The sequence below is a fragment of the Lentzea sp. NPDC055074 genome, from assembly GCF_053608005.1.
The window spans coordinates 55,256-74,916 of the sequence record NZ_JBSGUQ010000023.1; the positions used below are offsets into that span (position 1 = coordinate 55,256).

Consider the following 19,661-nt stretch of genomic DNA (forward strand, 5'->3'; position numbering starts at 1 on the left):
GGGGCTTTTCGCGTCTCCGGGGGTTCACCCACCTGCCACTGAGGCGTCATCGTTCCGACCTGCTGCGATTCGCCGACCCGGCTTCACCCTGGTTCGCATGACGCAGCCGGAACTGCTTGTCAGCACCCCCGCCCAGCAGGACGGGAACGCACCCCGCTACTCCCTCCTCGTCGCCCGTGACAGCGCGGAGGTCGTCGCCGCTCAGAGACTGCGGTACGAGGTGTTCGCCGGTGAGATGGGGGCGACGCTGCACACCGGCGTGCCCGGCCACGACGTCGACGAGTTCGACCAGTACTGCGACCACCTCGTGGTGCGCGACGACCGGACCGGCGAGATCGTCGGCGGCTACCGGATGCTGCCGCCGGAGCGGGCCAGGGAAGCCGGAAGGCTTTACGGCGACGGCGAGTTCGACCTCTCCAACCTCGACGAGATCCGGAGCTCGACGGTCGAGACCGGGCGCTCGTGCGTGCACCCCGACCACCGCAACGGTGCCGTCGTCAGCCTCGTGTGGGCCGGTATCGCGCGGTACATGTTGCTGAGCGGCCACAAGTGGCTCGTCGGGTGCGCCTCGATCCCGTTGCAGGACGGCGGGAGCCTCGCGGCCGGTGTGTGGGACACCGTGCACGCCAAGCACTACGCACCCGAGCGGTACCGCGTCACGCCGCACAACCCGTGGGACGTCGATGCCGTCGCGCGGCCGGACAAGACCGTGCTGCCGCCGCTGCTCAAGGGATATCTGCGGCTCGGCGCCAAGATCTGCGGCCGGCCGGCGCTCGACGCGGACTTCGGCGTCGCGGACCTCTTCATCCTGCTCGGCATGGACCACATGGACCAGCGGTACCTGAAGTTCTTCCTGGGGGAGACACCATGAGTCACGCCTGGATGCCCGCCTCGCCCTGCGGTGACGGGTGCGTCGGCAGCACACCGCAGCAGGTGAGCGGGTTCCGGCAGGCCTGGCGGGCCTTCACGGCCGTCACGGCGATCCTGTGCGGCGCGTGGATCGCGCTCGCGCTGCTGCTGCCGGGCAAGCAGCGCGAAAGCGTTGTGCGCCTGTGGTTCCACGCCGTTCTGCGGGCGTTCGGGGTGAAGCTGGAGGTCCACGGCGCAAGGAGGTTTCAGGAGATCCCGAAGCGCGGGGTGCTCGTCGCGAGCAACCACGTGTCGTGGCTCGACGAGCTCGCGATCGACTCGGTGCAGCCGATCAAGCTCGTCGCCAAGAAGGACATCAAGAGCTGGCCGGTGCTCGGCCCGATCATCACCGCGGCGGGCACCGTCTACCTCGACCGCGAGAACCTCCGCGCGCTGCCGCGGACGGTGAACGAGCTCGCCACGACGTTGCGCAACGGCAGCGCGGTCGGCATCCACGCCGAGGGCACGACGTGGTGCGGGCTCGCGTCCGGGCACTACAAGCCGGCGCTGTTCCAGGCCGCGCTCGACGCCGGTGTGCCGGTGCGGCCGATCGTGCTGCGCTACCGGATCGGCGACCACCTGACGACGCAGCCCGCGTTCATCGGCAGCGACACCCTGATCGACTCGATCCGCCGGGTGCTCAAGGTCCGCGATCTGGTCGTCGAGGTCCACGTGCTGGACGAGATCGCTCCCGGACGCGCCGGAACACGACGCGAACTGGCGAAACTTGCCGAAGAGCAATCAAACCGCTTGACCTCGACCGAACTGGAGATTGCACCATCTACAGGTGACACTCACCGAGCCCGCACCATCACGCCTCTGGTCGCCTGAACGCCGCTGGCCCACGACGGGCATCCTCCTGCTGGTCACGCTCTTCGCCTTCGAGGCGATGGGCGTCGGCACGGCGATGCCCACCATGGTCCGCGAGCTGAAGGGCGAGGCGTTGTACGCGTGGCCGTTCCTCGCGAACCTCGCGGCGAGCGTCATGGCCACGGTCTTCTCCGGACGGCTTTCGGACCGCAGAGGCCCCAAGCCCGCGATCCTGATCGGCGTGGTGCTGTTCCTCGCCGGGCTCGTGGTCGCGGGCATCGCCGAGAACATGGCGGTCTTGCTCGCCGGCCGGGTGCTGCAGGGCTTCGGCGTGGGCTTCCTGATCGTCGCCGTGTACGTGCTGATCGCGGTCGCCTACCCCGAGGACAGCAGGCCCGCCGTGTTCGGCGCGCTGTCCGCGGCCTGGGTGATCCCGTCGCTGGTGGGGCCGGCGGTCGCGGGCTGGGCGACCGAGCACCTGAGCTGGCGGTGGGTGTTCCTCGGGATCATCCCGCTGGTGCTGCTCGGCATCGTGCTGCTCGTGCCGGTGCTCAGGAAGGTCCCCCCGCACGCCGAGACCCCGCCGGTGAGGAAGTACCTGCCGCTCGCCGCGGTGGCCGTGGGACTGGGCGTGGTGGGCCTGAGCTGGGGCCTGCAGCACCGCACGTGGTGGCTGATCGCGCTGGCGGTGCTGCTGCTGGCGCCCGCTCTGCGGATCCTGCTGCCCCAGGGCACGCTCCTCGCCCGTCGCGGCCTTCCCGTCACGATCCTGGCGCGTGGCCTGCTCGCGGGCACGTTCTTCGCCGTCGAGGGCTTCATCCCGCTGACGTTGAGCGTCGTGCACGGCTACTCACCGCTCGAGGCCGGCATCCCGCTCACGCTGAGTGCGCTCGGCTGGGCCAGTGCGTCGATGTGGGCGTCGCGGCACCCCGAGATCGAGAGGTACACCCTCGTCCGCACCGGCTTCCTGTTCGTCGCGGCCGGTGTCGCGGCCGTGACGCTCATCGCACCCACGTGGGGCCCGGCCTTCCTCACGCCGGTGCTCTGGGCCGTGGCGGGCGCGGGCATGGGCATGGCGACGTCCAGCGTCGGCGTGCTGATGATGGCCGCATCACCCGAGGCCGACCGGGGTTTCAACTCCGCCGCGCTGCAGATCTCGGACATGCTCTTCTCCGCGACCATGATCGGACTCGGCGGTGTGCTCGTCGTGGCGACGGCGCCGACCGCGGGCGTGGTGGTGCTCAACCTGTCGATGGCGGCGTTGGCGGTGGTGGGAGCGATTCTGACCGGGCCCCGCATGCGGGCTACCCTGAAGACCTGATGGCTTATCTCGACCACGCGGCCACGACCCCCATGCACCCCCAGGCGGTCGCGGCCATGACCGAGGCGTTGTCCACCACGGGCAACGCCTCGTCGCTGCACACCTCCGGCAGGCGGGCGCGGCGGGCGGTCGAGGAGGCCCGCGAGAACATCGCCGACGCCCTGGGCGCCCGGCCGTCCGAGGTGCTCTTCACCGGCGGCGGCACGGAGAGCGACAACCTCGCGGTCAAGGGCGTCTACTGGGCGAGCGGCAAGCGCCGGGTGCTGGCCTCGGCCGTCGAGCACCACGCCGTGCTGGACGCCGTCGAGTGGCTGGAGCAGCAGGGCGCCGAGGTCACCTGGCTGCCCACCGACCACCACGGGCGCGTGTCGCCGGAGTCGGTCGCCGAAGCGCTGGACGACGACGTCGCGCTCGTCACCACGATGTGGGCGAACAACGAGGTCGGCACCATCAACCCCGTGCACGAGATCGCCGCCGTGTGCGCCGCACGCGGTGTGCCGTTCCACACGGACGCGGTGCAGGCCGTGGGCGCGGTCCCGGTCGACTTCGCCGCGTCCGGCGCCTCCGCGCTGACCATGACCGGCCACAAGGTCGGCGGCCCGTACGGCGTGGGCGTGCTGCTGCTGGCGCGTGACGTGAAGTGCACGCCGCTGATGCACGGCGGCGGTCAGGAACGCGACGTGCGGTCCGGCACGCTGGACGTGCCGTCGATCGTCGGCCTGGCCCGCGCGGTGCGGATCTCGGTGGAGGAACAGGCTTCCCGGGCCGTGGAGATCGCGGCGCTGCGGGACGAGCTGGTCGCCTCGGTGCGCGCGGTGGTGCCGGACGTGGTCGTGAACGGCGACCCGGTCGACCGCCTGCCCGGCAACGCGCACCTGACGTTCCCCGGCTGCGAGGGCGACAGCCTGCTGATGCTGCTGGACGCGCGCGGTGTCGAGTGCTCGACGGGCTCCGCGTGCACGGCCGGTGTCGCGCAACCGTCGCACGTGCTGCTCGCGATGGGCGTCGAACCCGCGTTGGCGCGCGGCTCACTGAGGTTCTCCCTCGGGCACACGTCGACGCACGCGGACGTCGAGAAGCTGGTGTCGGTCATCGGACCGGTGGTGGAGAGGGCCCGTACGGCGGGCCTGGCAGGCATGAGGCGGTCCCGGAAGGTGGTTCAGCGGTGAAGGTCCTCGCGGCGATGAGTGGCGGTGTCGATTCCGCGGTGGCGGCGGCACGAGCCGTCGAAGCGGGGCACGACGTGACGGGCGTGCACCTGGCGTTGTCGGCGAAGCCCGGCACCCTGCGCACGGGCGCACGCGGCTGCTGCACGATCGAGGACGCGCACGACGCCCGACGCGCGGCCGACCTGATGGGCATCCCGTTCTACGTCTGGGACTTCGCCGAGCGCTTCACCGAAGAGGTCGTCGAGGACTTCGTCGCGGAGTACGCGGCGGGCCGCACGCCGAACCCGTGCCTGCGCTGCAACGAGCGCATCAAGTTCGAGGCGTTGCTGGACAAGGCGATCGCGCTCGGCTTCGACGCCGTCTGCACCGGTCACTACGCGCGGCTGGAGCTGGTCGACGGCCGTCCCGAGCTGCGCCGCTCCGCCGACATGGGCAAGGACCAGTCGTACGTGCTGGCGTCGCTGACCGCGGAGCAGCTCTCGCACGCGATGTTCCCGCTGGGCGACACGACGAAGGACGACGTGCGCGTCGAGGCGGCGTCGCGGGGCCTGTCGGTCGCGAAGAAGCCGGACAGCCACGACATCTGCTTCATCCCGGACGGCGACACGCAGAAGTTCCTCGCGGGTCGCATGGAGACCAAGCCGGGCCTGCTGATCGACGACGCGACCGGCGCGGTGCTGGGCCGGCACGCGGGCGTCCACGAGTTCACCGTGGGCCAGCGCAAGGGGCTCGGCATCGACGGTCCCGCCGCCGACGGCCGTCCGCGCTACGTGCTGGCGCTGGAGCCGGTGTCCGGCACCGTGCGGGTCGGCGCGGTCGAGAAGCTCGCGGTGACGGGGATTTCGGCGTCGTCGCCGGTCGCGCACGTCGAGCTCGACGGGCCCGTGGAGTGTGTCGCCCAGGTGCGTGCGCACGGTGGCACGGCGCCCGCTGTCGCCGAACTGGTCGACGGCGTGCTTCGGGTGCAGCTGCGGGAGCCGTTGAAGGGCGTGGCGCCCGGCCAGGCCGTGGCGATCTACCGCGAGGACGCGGCGGGCGACATCGTCCTGGCCAGCGCGACCATCGACGCGACCAGCTAAATCGGTTGTAGCGCAGGGAAAGCGGATCTAGCGTTCGCGCCGTGACGTTCATTGACACGGAGTTCGACCTCGCCTCGCGGGCTCGCACCGCGTTCCGGTGCTTCGTCAGCCCCGCGGACCGGCGGAAGCTGAACGGTCAGGCCCGTCGCGACGACATGCCGGTCTGGGTGGTGTCGCCGTTGCGCAGGCTCGGTGCGCGCCGGTTCCGCCGGACTAGCTGGGACGCCACTCCGAGTTCGCTCCGCACAGGATCACGCAGGGCAGCTCAGTCGACACGTCGCCCCTGAGGAACGACGCGAACGCCGCCGCGCCCGCGGGTTCGACCGCGAGCCGGAACTCCTCCCACAACCGGTCCCGGGCCGAGAGGATCTCCTCGTCGGTCACCAGGGCCGAGGAAACGTTGTGCTGCTCAAGAATCTCCAGCGACAGCTCGCCCGCGCGGGTGGCGCCGAGCGCGTCCGCCGCGATGGAGTCCACGACCGAGTCGACGGGCTCGCCTGCCTCCAGCGCGTTGTGCATCGCACAGCAGTTCTCGGGTTCCACAGCGACGACGTGGCGCCCGCCGGACGCCAGCGCGGTGCCCGCGACGAGCCCGCCGCCGCCGACCGCGACGAAGATCGTGTCGACCTCCGGCACGTCCTCGACGATCTCCTGGGTGACCGTGGACTGGCCCTCGATGACCGTGGCGTCGTTGTACGCCTCGATGTAGGGCAGGCCCAGCTCGCGGGCGGCCGTCGCGGCCTCGGCGTAGGTGGCTCCGTGGCGGATCAGCTTGGCGCCCAACGCTTCGATGCGCCTGGTCTTGGTCTCGGGCGCGGTCACCGGGACGAACACGGTGGCGTGCGCGCCGAGCAGTTGCGCGGCCTGGGCGACGGCGATGCCGTGGTTGCCGCCGGACGCGGTGACGACCTCGGACACGTTCAGCGACAGCAGCGTGTTGACCGCGCCGCGCAGCTTGAACGAGCCGGTGAGCTGCAGGTGCTCCAGCTTGAACACGAGCGGGCGCCCGTCCACCGTGACGTGCATGACCGGGGTGCGGCGGACGTACTGGGACAGCGTTCTCATGAGACCAGCTTCCACAAGAACTGCACGAGAGTCACGATGCCCAGGATGAAACACGCCAGGACGAACGTGACGCCGGCCATGACGATCAGGCAGGCGCCCCAGGACGTCTCCTCGTTCGGCGTGGCGTCCAGGTCGCGCTGCAGCTCGCCGCGCGCCTCCTGGTAGAGCGACGCGAGGCGCGAGCGGGCGGTCTCGGTCGGGGCCTCGTCGACCCGGCCCTGCCAGGAGAGCGCGACCAGGCGGGCGTCCGCGCGGCGGTAGGCGCGTTCGAAGGCCTCGAGCTCGTCCGGGTCGCGTTCCTCGGAGAGGTAGGTCCAGCGGCCCGCCTGGGCCGGCTGGCCGAGCACGCGGTAGACCTCGGCGAGACGTTCGCGCAGGTCGAGCCGGTCCGGGAAGGTGCCCACGAGGCCGGCGACGCGCTGACGTGCGCGAAGCACGCTGGCGAGGTCGCCTCGCTGCAACTCCTCGGCCGCTTTGTGGAGCGTCAGCTCTACCGGCATGAAGATTAGTTTTGCAGGTAGGGCTAGCTTTGACCCGTGTTCGGCCTATCGCTGCTGGTCTCCGGCCTCGCCTGGTGGCTGGGTCTGTACCTGCTCGCCCGCGACCCCCGCAAGCCGCTGCTGTGGTGGGCGGGCGCCGGGATGATCGGCTATTCGGTGGCCGTCGTGATGCCACATCCCGTGGTCATCGGGGTACCGGCGCTCGCCTGGACGGGGGCGGTGCTGCTGCTCGCGCGCCCCGAGTTGGTCAGGTGGTGGCTGTTCGCGGTGCTGCCGTTCTTCGCCGTGTCGTTCTTCGTACCGTGGGTCGTATTGCTTCCGCTGTCTGCCGCCACGGCTCTAGCCATAAGGAATCGTGCTTACTTTTCACTCGTTGGGGTGATGTTCGGGCTCTCGTCAGGTGCGTTCCTGCTCGATCTGCTGCCCGCCGCGGTCACGTTGCCGTTGATCGGGCTCGACGTGGTGGCGTTCGGCGTCCTCGTCGCCATCACCGACGCCGTCGAGGAGGGTGAGGCGATCCGCGCGGACATGGTGCGGTCGCTCGTCATCGCGTCGTTCACCGCGGTGCTGTTCGGCTCGCAGGTGATCTTCTTCGGTGGACCGGACCTGTTGGTGTGCACGACGGTCGCCGCCGCGATCGCGGTCCAGGTGCTCGCGAACCCGCTGGCGTCCATGGTCGACCGTCTCGCCGTACCCGCCGTCGCGGCCGAACGCGCCGAACTGCGTGACGCCGCCGAGGCGTTGCCCAAGCGCCGGCCGCTGGTGACCGAGGACGAGGCGGAGTTCGCGAAGCTCACTCGCAAGGCCCTGAGTCATTACGGCGATCTCGGGAAGCTCGTCGCGAGTCCGTTGATCGCTCTGACCGACGAAGGTCCGCCGTTGGATCGCGCCGCGCAGTTGAAGAGCATGCTGCTCGCCAGCATTCAACGACTCAAGCCCGTCGACGGCGACTTCGGCACGAGCGACGAATGGCGTTATTACAACGCCGTCTACTTCTACTACGTCAAGGGAATCCGCCCGTATTCGGTGCGGACCAAACGCGAGGACCTCGACGCGGAAGACCGGCGCGCGCTGCAGTGGTTCGTGACGCAGGTGCCGGAGCGGACGCTGCACAACTGGCAGAACGCCGCCGCGCGCCTGGTCGCGGCCGACCTGATGGCAGGAGTTGGCAGCGCTTGACGTGGTTTTGGCAGCGTTGAGCGGGCCACCGTCGGCCCATGCTGAAATTCGCTCTGAAACTCGACGGTGTCGCTTCGTTCGCTCTCGGCCTGCTGACCCTCCTGATTCGCCCGGAGGTCGGAATGCCGACGGGCTGGCAGATCGGGCTCGGCTCTTTCTGCGTCGTCTACGGCCTGGGTGTGTTCTTCCTGGGGACTCGCGCCATTCCGGACCGCCGAATCGTGCTGCTCGTCATCATCGGCAACACGGTCTGGGCGCTCGACAGCGTTCTCACCGCGGCACTGAAGTGGTTCCCGCTGACCGATCTGGGCGTCGCTCTGGTGCTCGCTCAGGGGCTCGCGGTGCTCGGCTTCGCGGTGCTGCAGCTCGTCGGCCTCAGGCGCGTGTCTACGCCTTCAACGTCCGGGACCGTCCCCGGAACTCGGCCACGACCTCGGTCCCACGCCTGACCGTGACGTCGTAGATCCCGCTGCGGCCGAACCGGGTCCGTTCCACCGCCTCCGCCACCAGCTCGTCACCCTCGTGCACGGGTCTGATGAAGTCGATCTCGGCCGACGCGGCGACGGTGACGGACCCGGTCCTGTTGCAGGCGTAGGCGAACGAGGAGTCCGCCAGCAGGAAGACGAAGCCGCCGTGCGCGATGCCGTGGCCGTTGATCATGTTCTCCGTGACCGTCATCCGCAGCAACGCGTAACCGTCGCGCAGCTCGATCAGCGCTATACCGAGGCCGGTCGAGGCCTTGTCGGCGGCCAACATCTCAGCAGGACCATTCATTCGTGGCAGCGTAATCACCCTGGCGGTGGTGTCACGCAGCGTTCGAGGCGCCTTACTGTCCGAATGCATGATCGTTCAACATCGGAGGTCATCATGGCTGGTTGTTCTTGCTGCGGCGGGTGTACGGGTCCGGGCTGCGGATGCTGCAGCTCCTGCTGAACGCTCTGATGAAGTGAAAGAAGGCCGTTGCGGGGGCTTCCCGCAACGGCCTTCGTTCCAGCAGGGGTGAATCAGCCCGTGTAGGTCTTGAACAGGTTGGTGAACTCCCAGTTGGCCTGCGAGATTCCACTGCACGTGGGCGAGACTCCGCCGCCGGGGCAGCCCTTGTCCCGACCGGCCGACCAGAACGCGACGCGCCCGACGTGGTTGGCCTTGGCGTAGTCGAGGACCTTCCGTGCGTCGTCCTGCGTCGTCGTCGGGCCCGTGTCGTTGCGGCCGATCATCGGCGTGAGGCCGAGCAACGCCTTCAACTGCGCGTCGGACTTCGACGGCCAGATGGCGCGCATCTGCCCGAGGGTGGCGTTCGCGGCGTTGACCATCGCCTCGCCCCAGTTGCCCGTGTAGCCGAAGTTCATCAGCATCGGGTTCACGAGGACGGTGACGCCCTTCGCCGCCGCGTCCTTCAGCACGTCGACCGAGTACGGGTCCATGCCGTAGTCCTGGCCCTGGATGCGCATCGTGTAGCTGACGGTGGTGCCGCGGGTGTCCTGCAGGCGCTTCAGCGCGGTGTTGACGACGGCCTGCGGGATCGTGGCTTCCACGTCCACGTCGATGCTGTTCGAGCCGACGGCGTCGAGCACCTTCACGTAGGCGTTGTACAGGGCGTCGGCCGTCGAGCAGACGTGCTCCAGGTACGGGCCCATGGCGCCGCCGGTGGCGACGATGACGCTGCCACCTGCGGCCTTCAAGGCCTTCGTGTCGTTCACGATGCGGCTGTCGTTCAACGGGACCGTGCCACCCCACGCGGGGTCGCAGCCCGCCGACGAACCCAGCGCGAACGCGAGCGTGAAGTGCTTCTGCCCGGTCGCGTTGGCCACGTCCATGAGTGACGGCGTCGGCATCGTGATGTCGACGTACGGGGCGACGCGCGCGCTAGCGGGCGTGGGCGGCACATCGGACCCCGTGGTGGTGGTCGGGCCGCCGGTCGTGGTCGTCGTCGTGGTGGTGGTCGTGGTGCCACCGCCGCCGCCACACGGAACGCCGTTGAGCTTGCAGTTCGTCGGCAACGCCGAGCCGCTCACCAGGAAGCCGAAGCTGGTCGACGCGCCCGCGCCGACGTTGCCGTTGTACTCGCGGTTGGTGAACGTGTGGTGGTTGCCGCTGCTGGTCGCCGTGGCGTCCCAGTACGAGCCGAGCGACGCGCCGGCCAGGTCGAACTCCAGCTTCCAGCCGGTCAGGGCGGTGGAGCCCGCGCTGATCGTGAACTTGCCCTGGTAACCGGAGCCCCAGGACGAGTCCTGGCTGAACGCGGCGGACTCGCCTGCGGCCGAGGCGGTGGGAGCGATCGCGACGAGTCCGGCCACCAGTGCGGCGGCGGCCCCGGCGGCGAATACGGCGAAGCGGGACATCGGAGACGGTCCTTCCGGCAGGGGAGGAAGGGAGTGGTGCAGGACCACGGGGCGCGTCGCGGTCCTGCACCACGTGCAGGGAGGCGCCCGTACGTTCAGCGCCTGCTCAATCACGGTAAGTGGCCTAGACCATAGCGTCAATGGGTCTAGACCTCTTCTGTCCGTCGGACAGTGGAACAATTCGGCTGGTGCGTGGAGCAACTGGAATCGGATCGCTGCCCGGAACCGACATCGACGAGGCGGCGAGGATCGTCGTCGGCGAGCTGCCGGACCTGCCGCACGTGCCGGAGCTGCCTGGCCGGGGAGTCGGCGCGGACATGATCGGCCGCACCGCCGGCCTGCTCGTCGACCTCGCGATCGAGGTCATCACCTCCGGCTACCGCGTGAACCCGCGCCCCGGCCGTGACCACCGTCGCGCCATCGACCTGCTGCGTGGTGACCTGGACGCGTTCGACGAGGCGTTGGAACGTGCGGGTGCGCAGCCCGAGACGGTCAAGGTGCAGGCCGTCGGGCCGTGGACGCTCATGTCGAACATCGAGCTGATGCGCGGCCATCGGGTACTCACGGACCGGGGTGCTGTGAAGGAGTTCTCCGAGTCTCTTGCCGAAGGGCTCCGTCTGCACGCCGCCGAGGTCGCCAAGCGCACCAAGGCGAAGGTCGTCGTGCAACTCGACGAACCGGGCCTGCCCGCCGTTCTGCAGGGCCTGCTGCCGACGCCGTCCAAGCTCGGCACCGTGCCCGCCGTTCCGGGTCCGGACGCCCGTGCGGTCCTTGCGACCGTCATCGAGGCGTTGAAGGACCACGAGGTGATGGTGCACTGCTGTGCGCCGCACCCGCCGCTGACGTTGCTGCGGGAAGCGGGCGCGACGGCGATCGCGTTCGACGCGACGTTGATCAAGGGTGCAGAGGCGCTCGACGAGATCGGCGAGACCTGGGAGGCGGGCACGACGCTCGCGCTCGGGCTGGTGCCGAGCCTCGACCCCGGCGTGCCGGTGCCGCTGAAGGAGCTCGGGCAGCGGGCGTTCACCCTGGTCGACCGTCTCGGGTTCCCCCGGTCGATCCTCGCCGAGAAGGCGCTGCCCACTCCGACGTGCGGGCTGGCGGGTGCGACGTCCGCCTGGGTCACACGCGCGCTGTCGCTGACCCGTGACCTGTCCTCGGCTTTTTCGGAACCGCCCGAGGGCTGGTGATGTCCGGTTTGTGCGGCTAGTCTGCTGCGAACTATTAGGAAACTTTCTTAACCGAAGGCCGAACGTCGAGGCCTGGACCGGGAGTTCCCCTCATGCGCATCAGACTCGTGGCCCTCGTGGCCGCCGTGCTCACAGGTGTGGTCGTGGCGCCAGCACAGGCCGCCCCCACCGGCCAGATCCGGCTGGACCAGGTCGGGTTCGGCACCTCCGAGCAGAAGCACGCCTACGTGCTCGGAGGCGCAGCCGGCGCCAAGTTCTCCGTCGTGGACAGCCGCGGCCGGACCGTGCTGACCGGGAGGACGGGTGCCTCGACGGGCACGTGGAGCGACACGTTCCCCGCAGTGCATCCGATCGACTTCTCCGCGCTGAAGAAGTCGGGGACCTACCGGATCAAGGTCGGCTCGACGACCTCTCCGGTGTTCGAGGTCGACTCGCTGAAGAAGCTCTTCTCGCCGGTCGCGCACAACACCGTCGAGTTCTTCCAGGCGCAGCGCGACGGCGCCGACGTCATCCCGGGCAGGCTGAACCGCAAGCCCGCGCACCTCACCGACCGCGAGGCGCTCGTCTACGAGGCGCCGGTGTTCGCGGGCGAGGGCGGCGACCAGATCGCCGCACCGTTGAAGCCCACGGGCGCGAAGGTCGACCTCGAAGGTGGTTGGTTCGACGCCGGTGACTTCGTGAAGTTCACGCACGCCTCGTCGTACTCGACCGCGTCGATGCTGCTGGCATTGCGCAACAAGCACAACGACGCCCTGTACGACGAGGCCAAGTTCGGCCTCAAGTGGCTCGACAAGGCGTTCGACGAGCAGACCGGCACGCTCTACGCGCAGGTCGGCATCGGCACCGGCTCCGAGGAGTTCGGCTTCGTCGGCGACCACGACGTGTGGCGCCTGCCCGAGGCCGACGACAAGCTCGACGTCAAGCCGGGCGACAGCGAGTACTTCATCAAGCACCGCCCCGTCTTCCGCGCGAACGTCGCCGGCGAGAAGATCAGCCCGAACCTGGTCGGCCGCGTGGCCGGCTCGTTCGCGCTGGCCGCCCAGATCGAGGCGCACCGCAACCCGCGCGTCGCCCGCTCGTACCTGGACAAGGCCGCGCAGCTCTTCGCGCTGGCCAAGACCGAGAACGTCGGCGAGCTCGTGACGGCGTTCCCGCACGCGTACTACCCGGAAGAGTCCTGGACCGACGACATGGAGTTCGGCGCGACGCAGCTCGCGCTGGCCGCCAAGGCGTTGCACGACAAGCGTTACGGCCAGTTCGCCCGCGCGGCGACGCACTGGGCCAAGGAGTTCCTGGCGACGCAGGACCCCGACACCCTGAACGTCTACAACATCTCCGCCCTGGGTCACGCCGACCTCGCCCCGCTGCTGAAGAAGGGCGTCCCCGGCGCCGAGGTGACCGAGAAGCAGGTCGTCGGCGACATCCAGCGCCAGCTGCAGAAGGGCGCGGACGCCGCCAAGACCTCGCCGTTCCGCACCGCGGCCAACGTCGAGACCTGGGACGTCGGCTCGCGCACGTTCGGGTACATCACCACCGCGGCGCTCTACCAGAAGCTCACCGGCTCGAAGGAATACCAGACCTTCGGCACGCAGCAGCGCGGCTTCGCCCTCGGCACCAACGCGTGGGGCACGTCGCTGATCGTCGGTGTCGGCACGAAGTTCCCCGAGTGCCCGCACCACCAGGCCGCGAACCTCTCCGGTTCCGTCAACGGCGGCTCGAAGGTGCTGGTCGGCGCCGTGATCAACGGCCCGAACGACGCCTCCCTGTTCGGCGACCTCGGCGACATGCCGGCGGGGTCCGTCGACTGCACCAAGCCCTACACGGTCGAGTTCAACTCGGCGAAGTCCGTGTTCGCCGACGACCTGCGCTCGTGGCCGAGCTCGGAGCCGGCCATCGACTTCACGGCGACGGGCGTGCTCGGCTTCTCGCTGATCGCGAACTCCTGAGTGGCGCCGGCGCGGGCCCGGGTGTCCAATTCGGACTTGTGCTCAGGCTCGCGCTGGTCTTCGTTCTGCTCATGTCCGGCACGGCACATGCCCTGCCGCTGAACGTGAGGTGCCGAGTTCCCGGCGTGCACGATGCGGACGTCATCCGCGCCGTGCACGCCGTTGGTCTTTCTCTGCGCGTGAGCGACAAAGTGATGCTCGCCGGCTTCGAGGCCGGCTGGGTCGAGTCGCACATGAACAACCTGTCGTGCGGCGACCGAGACTCGCTGGGCGTGTTCCAGCAACGACCGTCGATGGGGTGGGGGACGCCCGAGCAGATCATGGACGTGTCCTACGCGGCGCGCCGGTTCTTCGAGTACGCGGTGAGGGTGGACCGGCCGGAGCTGACCGCCGGGCTGCTCGCCGACGCGGTGCAGCGGTCGTGCTGCCCGGAGCGGTACGACCAGTCCGAGAGCCGGGCCGGGGCGATGCTGCGGCAGGCCTGGCAGGGCGGGCCCGAGATGGTCGGCGGGGTCGTGCACGTGGTGCTGGACGGGGACGTCTGGGCCGACGGGACGCGGCTGAGCACGTCCGGGGACTTCGTGGGACGGCCCTCGGTGGCCGGGCGTTTTGTGTACGCGCGGACGGCTCGGGGCGAGGTCAGGGTGCTCGCGGACGGCGTGTGGCGGCCGGTCGCAGGCGGTGTCGCGGGAGACCCCGAGGCCGTGGTGCGTCCTGACGGGACGGTGGAGCTGTACGCGATCTTGACGGACGGCAGCGTCGCGACACTGTCAGACCCGCTTGGGATGATTGGGATGGGGACCGCAGCCCCCCAGGGGGCCCGCCAGTCGGGATCGATTCCGCTCAGCCCCGCCGGCTTCGCCACGGGCAAGCCGTCCGCGATCACCTACCCGGACGGCTCCACAGCGGTCTACGTCCGCTCCGGCACCAAGCTCATGGCCGGCGCCGCCGGCACCTGGCGCGAGATCGCCGACGGCCTCGAAGCCTCCCCGGAAGCGGTTCTCCGTCCAGACGGGACGGTCGGCCTCCACACGATCATCAACGGCCGCGCGCACCGCCTCACCACCACCTGGGAACCGCTCACCGAGGCCCGTTTCATCGACACCGTGTCCGCCCAACCCGACGGCACGGTCTACGCGCGCACGGCCGAAGGCAAGGTGCTCAAAGCCGGTTGAACGGCTCCGCGTACCGGAACGCCCCCGCGGGCACGTCCCCGAACAGCCGGGCCTGGAAGTGCGGTGCCCACGCGGGGTCCGGCGGCGTGATCCCGAACTCCGACGCCAGCCGGAAACCGAAGCGCGAGTAGTAGCCGGGGTCACCCAGCAGGATGACCGCGCGCTCGCCCCGGGCCTCCGCGGCGCCAAGCACCGCGTGCACCAGCGCCGACCCGATCCCGGCCCGCTGGTGCGCGGGGTGCACGGCGATCGGCCCGAGTCCGAGGGCCGGCACGTCGCCGACGTACCCGCGCGTGCAGACGACGTGACCGAGAACGTCGTCCTCCACCAGCGACAACTCCGGGATCCAGCCCTCGTCGGCACGCAGCTGGTCGATCAGCGGTGCTTCCGGGCCGTCCTTGAAGGCCAGGTTGGTCACGTCGCGGATGGCGTCGATGTCTGCGGGTGTCTCCCGCCGGATCAGCATGACCCCGCACTGTGGCCAAACGCGCCGCCGCGCGCCACTCAGTTTCTGCCGCCATACTCCGCGGCGTGGTCGTGAGACAGACCGTGATGGTTGTCGTACTTGCCGTGGTCGCCTATCTCGCCGTGTGGTGGGGGTTCAGCGATGAAGACGAACCCGCAACGGCGGTGCCGGTGTTCCTCACCGACTACTCCAAGGCGGAGAAGGGCAGTTGTGTCAGGTTCGACGGGCCCGGTGAGAACGACCTGGGGCTGACCGTCGTCGACTGCAGGGGTGCGAAGGCCGCGTTGAAGGTCGGCACCGTCCTGGACGACACGAGTGGCACGTGCCCGCGCGGGGACTACAAGGTCTTGCGCGACACCAGGCACAACGCGGCGCTGTGCCTGCTCCCCAACGCCGCCCGAGGCGACTGCTTCGAGCTGGACACCGACGATCTGCAACGGTCCGTCGTGTCCAAGTTCGACTGTGCGGCACCGCGGGCGAACGTGCGGGTCGTGGAAATAGCGAGGGAAAGTTGCCCCGAAGAGGCCGAACTCGGTGTTCCCTATGAGGAGATGACGCTTTGCCTGAGGAGGGTGCGTTGATCGTCTTCGAGGGGCCCGCGCAGTTCGACGCGTGGCTGCACGAGCACGGCGCGAGCGAGACCGAGCTGTGGCTCAAGTACTCCAAGAAGGGCTCCGGGATCAAAACGATCACCTACGCCGAGGCGCTGGACGTCGCGTTGTGCCACGGGTGGATCGACGGGCTCACACGGTCCGTGGACGAGACCTACTACTCGCAGCGCTGGACGCCGCGAAGGCCACGCAGCAAGTGGTCCAAGCGCAACTGCGGCAAGGTCGAGGAACTGATCGCGGCGGGCAAGATGCTGCCGGCGGGCCTCAAGGAGATCGAGAAGGCCAAAGCCGACGGGCGTTGGGACGCGGCGTACGCGGGTCCGGCGACCATCGAGGTGCCGGACGACCTCACCGAGGCGTTGGCGGCCAACCCCAAGGCCGCTGAGTTCTTCAAGACGCTGAACAGTCAGAACAGGTACGCCGTGCTGCTGCGCATCCACGACGCGAAGAGGCCGGAGACGAGGCAGAAGCGCATCGCCCAGTTCGTTGAAATGCTGGCCGAGGGGCGCAAGCTCTACCCTTGAGAATCATGAAGTGGTTCCGCCGCAGCAAAGCCGAAGACGTCCCCCCGACCCACCTGCCGAGCGCGGAGGAGGCAGCGCGGCGGTTCTGGGAACGGTGGTTCGAGCTGGTGCCGGCGGTCAGCGCGGCGCTCGGCGACGGCGAACCGCACCGGGTCGAGGACGAGCTGCAGGACCTCGTGAGCGGGCTGCACCCGGACCTGAGGTTCTCGCTCGAACAGGGCCACATGGCCATGTACGCGCTGGTGGTCACGGGTCAGGAGGACCCGAGGATGCGCCCGTACACCGACGCGTGGATCGAGGCGGCGCCGCCGTCGGACATGGTGTGGGAGTTCCACGACTCGGTGCCGCCGGTGCCGGACCCGACCGAGGTGGTCGTCAACCTCGGCCAGGTGAAGGTGCGGCTCGGCGACTACCGCGTGGTGGCCCAGGTGGACGGCGACGTCGTGGACGTCGCGGTCTACCACCCGGCGCTCGCCGATCTGAGCGACCAGCACCGGCAGACGATGACGTTCCTGCCCCTCGACGTCACTCTCGGCGAGCGTCTGGCGGGGGAGCGGTTGCGGCGGGTGGAGACCGCGGAGCTCGAGCCGCAGGGCACGATCAGCCTGCTGGAGCTGCGTTCCCTCGTGCGCGAACTCGCCGGGCGAGCCGAGGTCTGAGAACTGTCGGACCTGCTCACTAAGCTGGGGACGTGACCAGCGAGAGCCTTGAAGACGTCCCCGCAGAGGTGCGCGAGCGGCATGCCGTGCTCGCGGAAGAGGTGCGCTCGCACCAGTTCCGGTACTACGTGCTGGACGACCCGATCGTCACCGATGGTGAGTTCGACGCGCTGCTGAAGCAGTTGGAGGCTCTCGAGGCCGAGCATCCCGGCCTCGCGACGCCGGAGTCGCCGACGCAGCTCGTCGGCGGCACGTTCTCGACCGAGTTCAAGGCGGTCGACCACCTGGAGCGCATGCTCAGCCTGGACAACGTCTTCGCCCAGGACGAGCTGACGGGCTGGTTCGAGCGCGTCCAGAAGGAGATCGGCTCCGGCACGCACTTCCTGTGCGAGCTGAAGATCGACGGCCTCGCGATCAACCTGCTCTACGAGAAGGGCCGGCTCACGCGGGCGCTGACGCGGGGCGACGGCCGCACGGGCGAGGACGTGACGCTGAACGTGCGCACGATCGCGGACGTCCCGGTGGTGCTGAAGGGGTCCGCCGAGTACCCGGTGCCCGAGCTGGTCGAGGTGCGCGGCGAGGTCTTCTTCGCCGTGGAGGACTTCCTGGCCCTGAACGCCTCGCTGGTCGAGCAGGGCAAGCCGCCGTTCGCGAACCCGCGCAACACCGCCGCGGGGTCGTTGCGGCAGAAGGACCCGAAGGTCACTGCCTCGCGCAAGCTGCGGATGATCTGCCACGGCATCGGCAGGTCCCAGGGCTTCGACGCCGCCAGCCAGTCGCTCGCGTACGAGGCGTTGAAGGCGTGGGGGCTGCCGACCTCGCCGCACACCGAGGTGCTCACCGACCCGGCGGACGTGCGCAAGAAGGTCGAGTACTGGGGCGAGCACCGGCACGACGCGGTCCACGAGATCGACGGCCTGGTGGTCAAGGTCGACGAGGTGTCGCTGCAGCGGCGCCTGGGCACGACGTCGCGGGCGCCGAGGTGGGCCATCGCGTACAAGTACCCGCCGGAGGAGGCCACCACCACGCTGCTCGACATCCAGGTGCAGGTGGGCCGCACGGGCCGGGTGACGCCGTTCGCGCTGATGGAGCCGGTGAAGGTGGCGGGCTCGACGGTCGCGCGGGCCACGCTGCACAACGGCTCGGAGGTCAAGCGCAAGGGCGTGCTGATCGGCGACCGCATCGTCATCCGCAAGGCGGGCGACGTGATCCCCGAGGTGCTCGGCCCGGTGCTGGCCGCGCGCCCGGCCGACGCGCGCGAGTTCGAGATGCCGACGAGGTGTCCCGAGTGCAACTCGGTGCTGCGCCCGATGAAGGAGGGCGACGTCGACATCCGCTGCCCCAACGCGGAGACCTGCCCCGGTCAGCTGCGCGAACGCCTGGCGTACCTGGCTTCCCGCGCCGCGCTCGACATCGAGGTCCTCGGGTACGAAGCGGCGGCCGCGATCACCGAGTCCACGATCTACACGAACGAGGCCGACCTGTTCGACCTCGACGCGGACGCGTTGCGGCAGGTCGAGCGCTTCACGACGATGAAGGGCGAGCTGTCGGCGAACGCGCTGAAGCTGATCGACAACCTGGCGGCGGCGAAGGAGCGTCCTCTGTGGAGGGTGCTGGTCGCGCTGTCGATCCGCCACGTCGGCCCGACGGCCGCCCGTGCGCTGGCGCAGCAGTTCGGTTCGATGGACGCGATCCTCGAGGCTCCCGAGGAGGCCCTCGCCGGTGCCGAGGGAGTCGGCCAGACCATCGCGACGGCCGTGGTCGAGTGGCGTGAGACCGAGTGGCGCCAGGGAGTCGTGGAGCGCTGGCGGGCCGCGGGAGTGCGGATGGAGGACGAGCGCGACGAGTCCATCGTGCGCAACCTCGAAGGTCTGTCCATCGTGGTCACCGGCTCGCTGACGGAGTACTCGCGCGACTCGGCGAAGGAGTCGATCCTCGCCCGCGGCGGCAAGGCGGCGGGCTCGGTGTCCAAGAAAACCGCTTTCGTGGTGGTCGGCGACTCGCCAGGATCCAAGTACGACAAGGCCGTCTCGCTGAAGGTCCCCGTGCTCGACGAGGCGGGGTTCCGCGTCCTGCTGGAACAGGGCCCGGACGCGGCGCGGGAGGTGGCCCTCCCGGTCGACGACGGCGCGGCCGGCACAGTGGAAGAAGGCGCAGATGGCTGACCTGATCATCCGCCCGGCGACGGAGGCCGACCTGCCCGCGGTCGGCTCCCTGACGGTCGAGGCGTACCGCGCGGACGGCGTCGTGGGCGAGCACGACGACTACGCGACGCTGCTCGCGGACGCCGCGTCCCGCTTCCGCGACGCCGAGCTGCTCGTCGCGCAGGACGAGTCGGGCACCGTCCTGGGCTCGGTGACGGTGGTGCGCCCCGGCACGCCCTACGCGGAGATCTCGAAGCCGGGAGAGCTGGAGTTCCGCATGCTGGCGGTGTCGTCGGCGGCACGGGGCCGGGGCGTCGGCGAGTCCCTGGTGCGCGCGGTGATCGACAAGGCGCGCGCCGGCGGCTCGACCGACATCGTGCTGTCGTCGTCGGAGAAGATGCTGGCGGCACACCGGTTGTACGAGCGGCTGGGGTTCACCCGGCTGCCGGACCGCGACTGGTCGCCGTTACCGGGGGTCAACCTGGTCGCGTACGCGTACGGGCTGCCGCTGTAGGCAACCGCGCGGGCCACCGGACGTCCATCGGGTAGCCGTCGGCGAATGGGGGTTCGCA

At 69.7% G+C, this 19,661-nt stretch carries 20 protein-coding genes; 15 read left to right on the forward strand and 5 right to left on the reverse strand.

From position 1 onward, the window contains the following. The first annotated feature begins 97 nt into the window (after positions 1-97). Genes ACWF7A_RS37435 through mnmA form a run of 5 tightly spaced genes read left to right on the forward strand, consistent with a single transcriptional unit; the run spans position 98 to position 5,288 of the window. Positions 98-871, forward strand: a complete 774-nt coding sequence (locus tag ACWF7A_RS37435; RefSeq protein ID WP_452255239.1) for a GNAT family N-acetyltransferase — start codon at positions 98-100, stop codon at positions 869-871. Continuing rightward, positions 868-1,740 (forward strand): lysophospholipid acyltransferase family protein, encoded by an 873-nt coding sequence (locus tag ACWF7A_RS37440; protein WP_452255240.1) that lies wholly within the window; start codon positions 868-870, stop codon positions 1,738-1,740. Before ACWF7A_RS37435 ends, ACWF7A_RS37440 begins: the two co-directional genes overlap by 4 nt. Further along, complete coding sequence (locus ACWF7A_RS37445) at positions 1,697-3,040, forward strand: MFS transporter (protein ID WP_452255241.1); 1,344 nt, start codon at positions 1,697-1,699, stop codon at positions 3,038-3,040. Before ACWF7A_RS37440 ends, ACWF7A_RS37445 begins: the two co-directional genes overlap by 44 nt. After that, positions 3,040-4,209, forward strand: a complete 1,170-nt coding sequence (locus ACWF7A_RS37450) for a cysteine desulfurase family protein (RefSeq protein ID WP_452255242.1) — start codon at positions 3,040-3,042, stop codon at positions 4,207-4,209. Before ACWF7A_RS37445 ends, ACWF7A_RS37450 begins: the two co-directional genes overlap by 1 nt. After that, positions 4,206-5,288 carry a tRNA 2-thiouridine(34) synthase MnmA gene (mnmA, locus tag ACWF7A_RS37455; protein WP_452255243.1) on the forward strand — a complete coding sequence of 361 codons (1,083 nt, stop codon included), beginning with the start codon at positions 4,206-4,208 and terminating at the stop codon, positions 5,286-5,288. The genes ACWF7A_RS37450 and mnmA overlap by 4 nt, the downstream gene beginning before the upstream one ends. Positions 5,289-5,501: 213 nt before the next feature. Here the strand turns inward: mnmA and ACWF7A_RS37460 are convergent, their stop codons facing one another. Next, positions 5,502-6,353, reverse strand: coding sequence for a serine/threonine dehydratase (locus ACWF7A_RS37460; protein ID WP_452255244.1), 852 nt, complete (start codon positions 6,351-6,353; stop codon positions 5,502-5,504). Beyond that, complete coding sequence (locus tag ACWF7A_RS37465) at positions 6,350-6,853, reverse strand: DUF6584 family protein (RefSeq protein WP_452255245.1); 504 nt, start codon at positions 6,851-6,853, stop codon at positions 6,350-6,352. Before ACWF7A_RS37465 ends, ACWF7A_RS37460 begins: the two co-directional genes overlap by 4 nt. Positions 6,854-6,889: 36 nt before the next feature. On the opposite strand from ACWF7A_RS37465, the gene ACWF7A_RS37470 reads away from it, so the two are divergent. Both ACWF7A_RS37470 and ACWF7A_RS37475 read left to right on the forward strand, forming a co-directional pair. Next, positions 6,890-8,032: a hypothetical protein gene (locus ACWF7A_RS37470; RefSeq protein WP_452255246.1), complete on the forward strand. Its 1,143-nt coding sequence runs from the start codon at positions 6,890-6,892 to the stop codon at positions 8,030-8,032. Positions 8,033-8,070: 38 nt separating this feature from the next. Next, on the forward strand, positions 8,071-8,481 hold the full coding sequence (locus tag ACWF7A_RS37475; RefSeq protein WP_452255247.1) for a hypothetical protein: 411 nt from the start codon (positions 8,071-8,073) through the stop codon (positions 8,479-8,481). Here the strand turns inward: ACWF7A_RS37475 and paaI are convergent. After that, positions 8,420-8,806 (reverse strand): hydroxyphenylacetyl-CoA thioesterase PaaI, encoded by a 387-nt coding sequence (gene paaI, locus ACWF7A_RS37480; RefSeq protein WP_452255248.1) that lies wholly within the window; start codon positions 8,804-8,806, stop codon positions 8,420-8,422. The two genes, ACWF7A_RS37475 and paaI, sit on opposite strands and share 62 nt — an antisense overlap. Before the next feature lie 230 nt (positions 8,807-9,036). Further along, complete coding sequence (locus ACWF7A_RS37485; RefSeq protein ID WP_452255249.1) at positions 9,037-10,374, reverse strand: glycoside hydrolase family 18 protein; 1,338 nt, start codon at positions 10,372-10,374, stop codon at positions 9,037-9,039. 140 nt (positions 10,375-10,514) lie between these two features. On the opposite strand from ACWF7A_RS37485, the gene ACWF7A_RS37490 reads away from it, so the two are divergent. From ACWF7A_RS37490 to ACWF7A_RS37500, 3 genes are all read left to right on the forward strand, one after another. Beyond that, positions 10,515-11,564, forward strand: a complete 1,050-nt coding sequence (locus ACWF7A_RS37490; RefSeq protein WP_452255250.1) for a methionine synthase — start codon at positions 10,515-10,517, stop codon at positions 11,562-11,564. A 92-nt stretch (positions 11,565-11,656) separates the two neighbouring features. Further along, a complete protein-coding gene (locus tag ACWF7A_RS37495) occupies positions 11,657-13,510 on the forward strand; it encodes a glycoside hydrolase family 9 protein (RefSeq protein ID WP_452255251.1) in 1,854 nt (617 codons plus the stop codon). A gap of 179 nt (positions 13,511-13,689) precedes the next feature. Next, positions 13,690-14,685, forward strand: coding sequence for a hypothetical protein (locus ACWF7A_RS37500; RefSeq protein ID WP_452255252.1), 996 nt, complete (start codon positions 13,690-13,692; stop codon positions 14,683-14,685). Here ACWF7A_RS37500 and ACWF7A_RS37505 read toward each other — a convergent pair. Continuing rightward, entirely contained in the window at positions 14,672-15,151 is a 480-nt protein-coding gene (locus ACWF7A_RS37505; RefSeq protein WP_452255253.1) for a GNAT family N-acetyltransferase, read from the reverse strand. The two genes, ACWF7A_RS37500 and ACWF7A_RS37505, sit on opposite strands and share 14 nt — an antisense overlap. Before the next feature lie 11 nt (positions 15,152-15,162). Between ACWF7A_RS37505 and ACWF7A_RS37510 the strand changes: the two genes are divergently transcribed. From ACWF7A_RS37510 to ACWF7A_RS37530, 5 genes are read left to right on the forward strand one after another with little or no spacing between them, the layout of a single operon-like run. Next, positions 15,163-15,732, forward strand: a complete 570-nt coding sequence (locus ACWF7A_RS37510; RefSeq protein ID WP_452255254.1) for an LppU/SCO3897 family protein — start codon at positions 15,163-15,165, stop codon at positions 15,730-15,732. Then, complete coding sequence (locus ACWF7A_RS37515; RefSeq protein ID WP_452255255.1) at positions 15,729-16,286, forward strand: YdeI/OmpD-associated family protein; 558 nt, start codon at positions 15,729-15,731, stop codon at positions 16,284-16,286. The genes ACWF7A_RS37510 and ACWF7A_RS37515 overlap by 4 nt, the downstream gene beginning before the upstream one ends. Before the next feature lie 5 nt (positions 16,287-16,291). Further along, a complete protein-coding gene (locus ACWF7A_RS37520) occupies positions 16,292-16,945 on the forward strand; it encodes a hypothetical protein (protein WP_452255256.1) in 654 nt (217 codons plus the stop codon). A 32-nt stretch (positions 16,946-16,977) separates the two neighbouring features. Then, complete coding sequence (gene ligA / locus ACWF7A_RS37525) at positions 16,978-19,110, forward strand: NAD-dependent DNA ligase LigA (RefSeq protein WP_452255257.1); 2,133 nt, start codon at positions 16,978-16,980, stop codon at positions 19,108-19,110. Further along, the gene (locus ACWF7A_RS37530; protein WP_452255258.1) at positions 19,103-19,603 is read left to right on the forward strand and encodes a GNAT family N-acetyltransferase; all 501 of its coding nucleotides are present in this window, start codon (positions 19,103-19,105) and stop codon (positions 19,601-19,603) included. Before ligA ends, ACWF7A_RS37530 begins: the two co-directional genes overlap by 8 nt. Positions 19,604-19,661 lie beyond the last annotated feature (58 nt).

Bases quoted from the DNA above. Each gene is read 5' to 3' on its own strand.
- ACWF7A_RS37435 (WP_452255239.1), top strand. From the start codon at position 98: ATGACGCAGCCGGAACTGCTTGTCAGCACCCCCGCCCAGCAGGACGGG.
- ACWF7A_RS37440 (WP_452255240.1), top strand. From the start codon at position 868: ATGAGTCACGCCTGGATGCCCGCCTCGCCCTGCGGTGACGGGTGCGTC.
- ACWF7A_RS37450 (WP_452255242.1), top strand. From the start codon at position 3,040: ATGGCTTATCTCGACCACGCGGCCACGACCCCCATGCACCCCCAGGCG.
- ACWF7A_RS37460 (WP_452255244.1), bottom strand. From the start codon at position 6,353: ATGAGAACGCTGTCCCAGTACGTCCGCCGCACCCCGGTCATGCACGTC.
- ACWF7A_RS37465 (WP_452255245.1), bottom strand. From the start codon at position 6,853: ATGCCGGTAGAGCTGACGCTCCACAAAGCGGCCGAGGAGTTGCAGCGA.
- ACWF7A_RS37475 (WP_452255247.1), top strand. From the start codon at position 8,071: ATGCTGAAATTCGCTCTGAAACTCGACGGTGTCGCTTCGTTCGCTCTC.
- paaI (WP_452255248.1), bottom strand. From the start codon at position 8,806: ATGAATGGTCCTGCTGAGATGTTGGCCGCCGACAAGGCCTCGACCGGC.
- ACWF7A_RS37485 (WP_452255249.1), bottom strand. From the start codon at position 10,374: ATGTCCCGCTTCGCCGTATTCGCCGCCGGGGCCGCCGCCGCACTGGTG.
- ACWF7A_RS37490 (WP_452255250.1), top strand. From the start codon at position 10,515: ATGGGTCTAGACCTCTTCTGTCCGTCGGACAGTGGAACAATTCGGCTG.
- ACWF7A_RS37495 (WP_452255251.1), top strand. From the start codon at position 11,657: ATGCGCATCAGACTCGTGGCCCTCGTGGCCGCCGTGCTCACAGGTGTG.
- ACWF7A_RS37505 (WP_452255253.1), bottom strand. From the start codon at position 15,151: ATGCTGATCCGGCGGGAGACACCCGCAGACATCGACGCCATCCGCGAC.
- ACWF7A_RS37520 (WP_452255256.1), top strand. From the start codon at position 16,292: ATGAAGTGGTTCCGCCGCAGCAAAGCCGAAGACGTCCCCCCGACCCAC.
- ACWF7A_RS37530 (WP_452255258.1), top strand. From the start codon at position 19,103: ATGGCTGACCTGATCATCCGCCCGGCGACGGAGGCCGACCTGCCCGCG.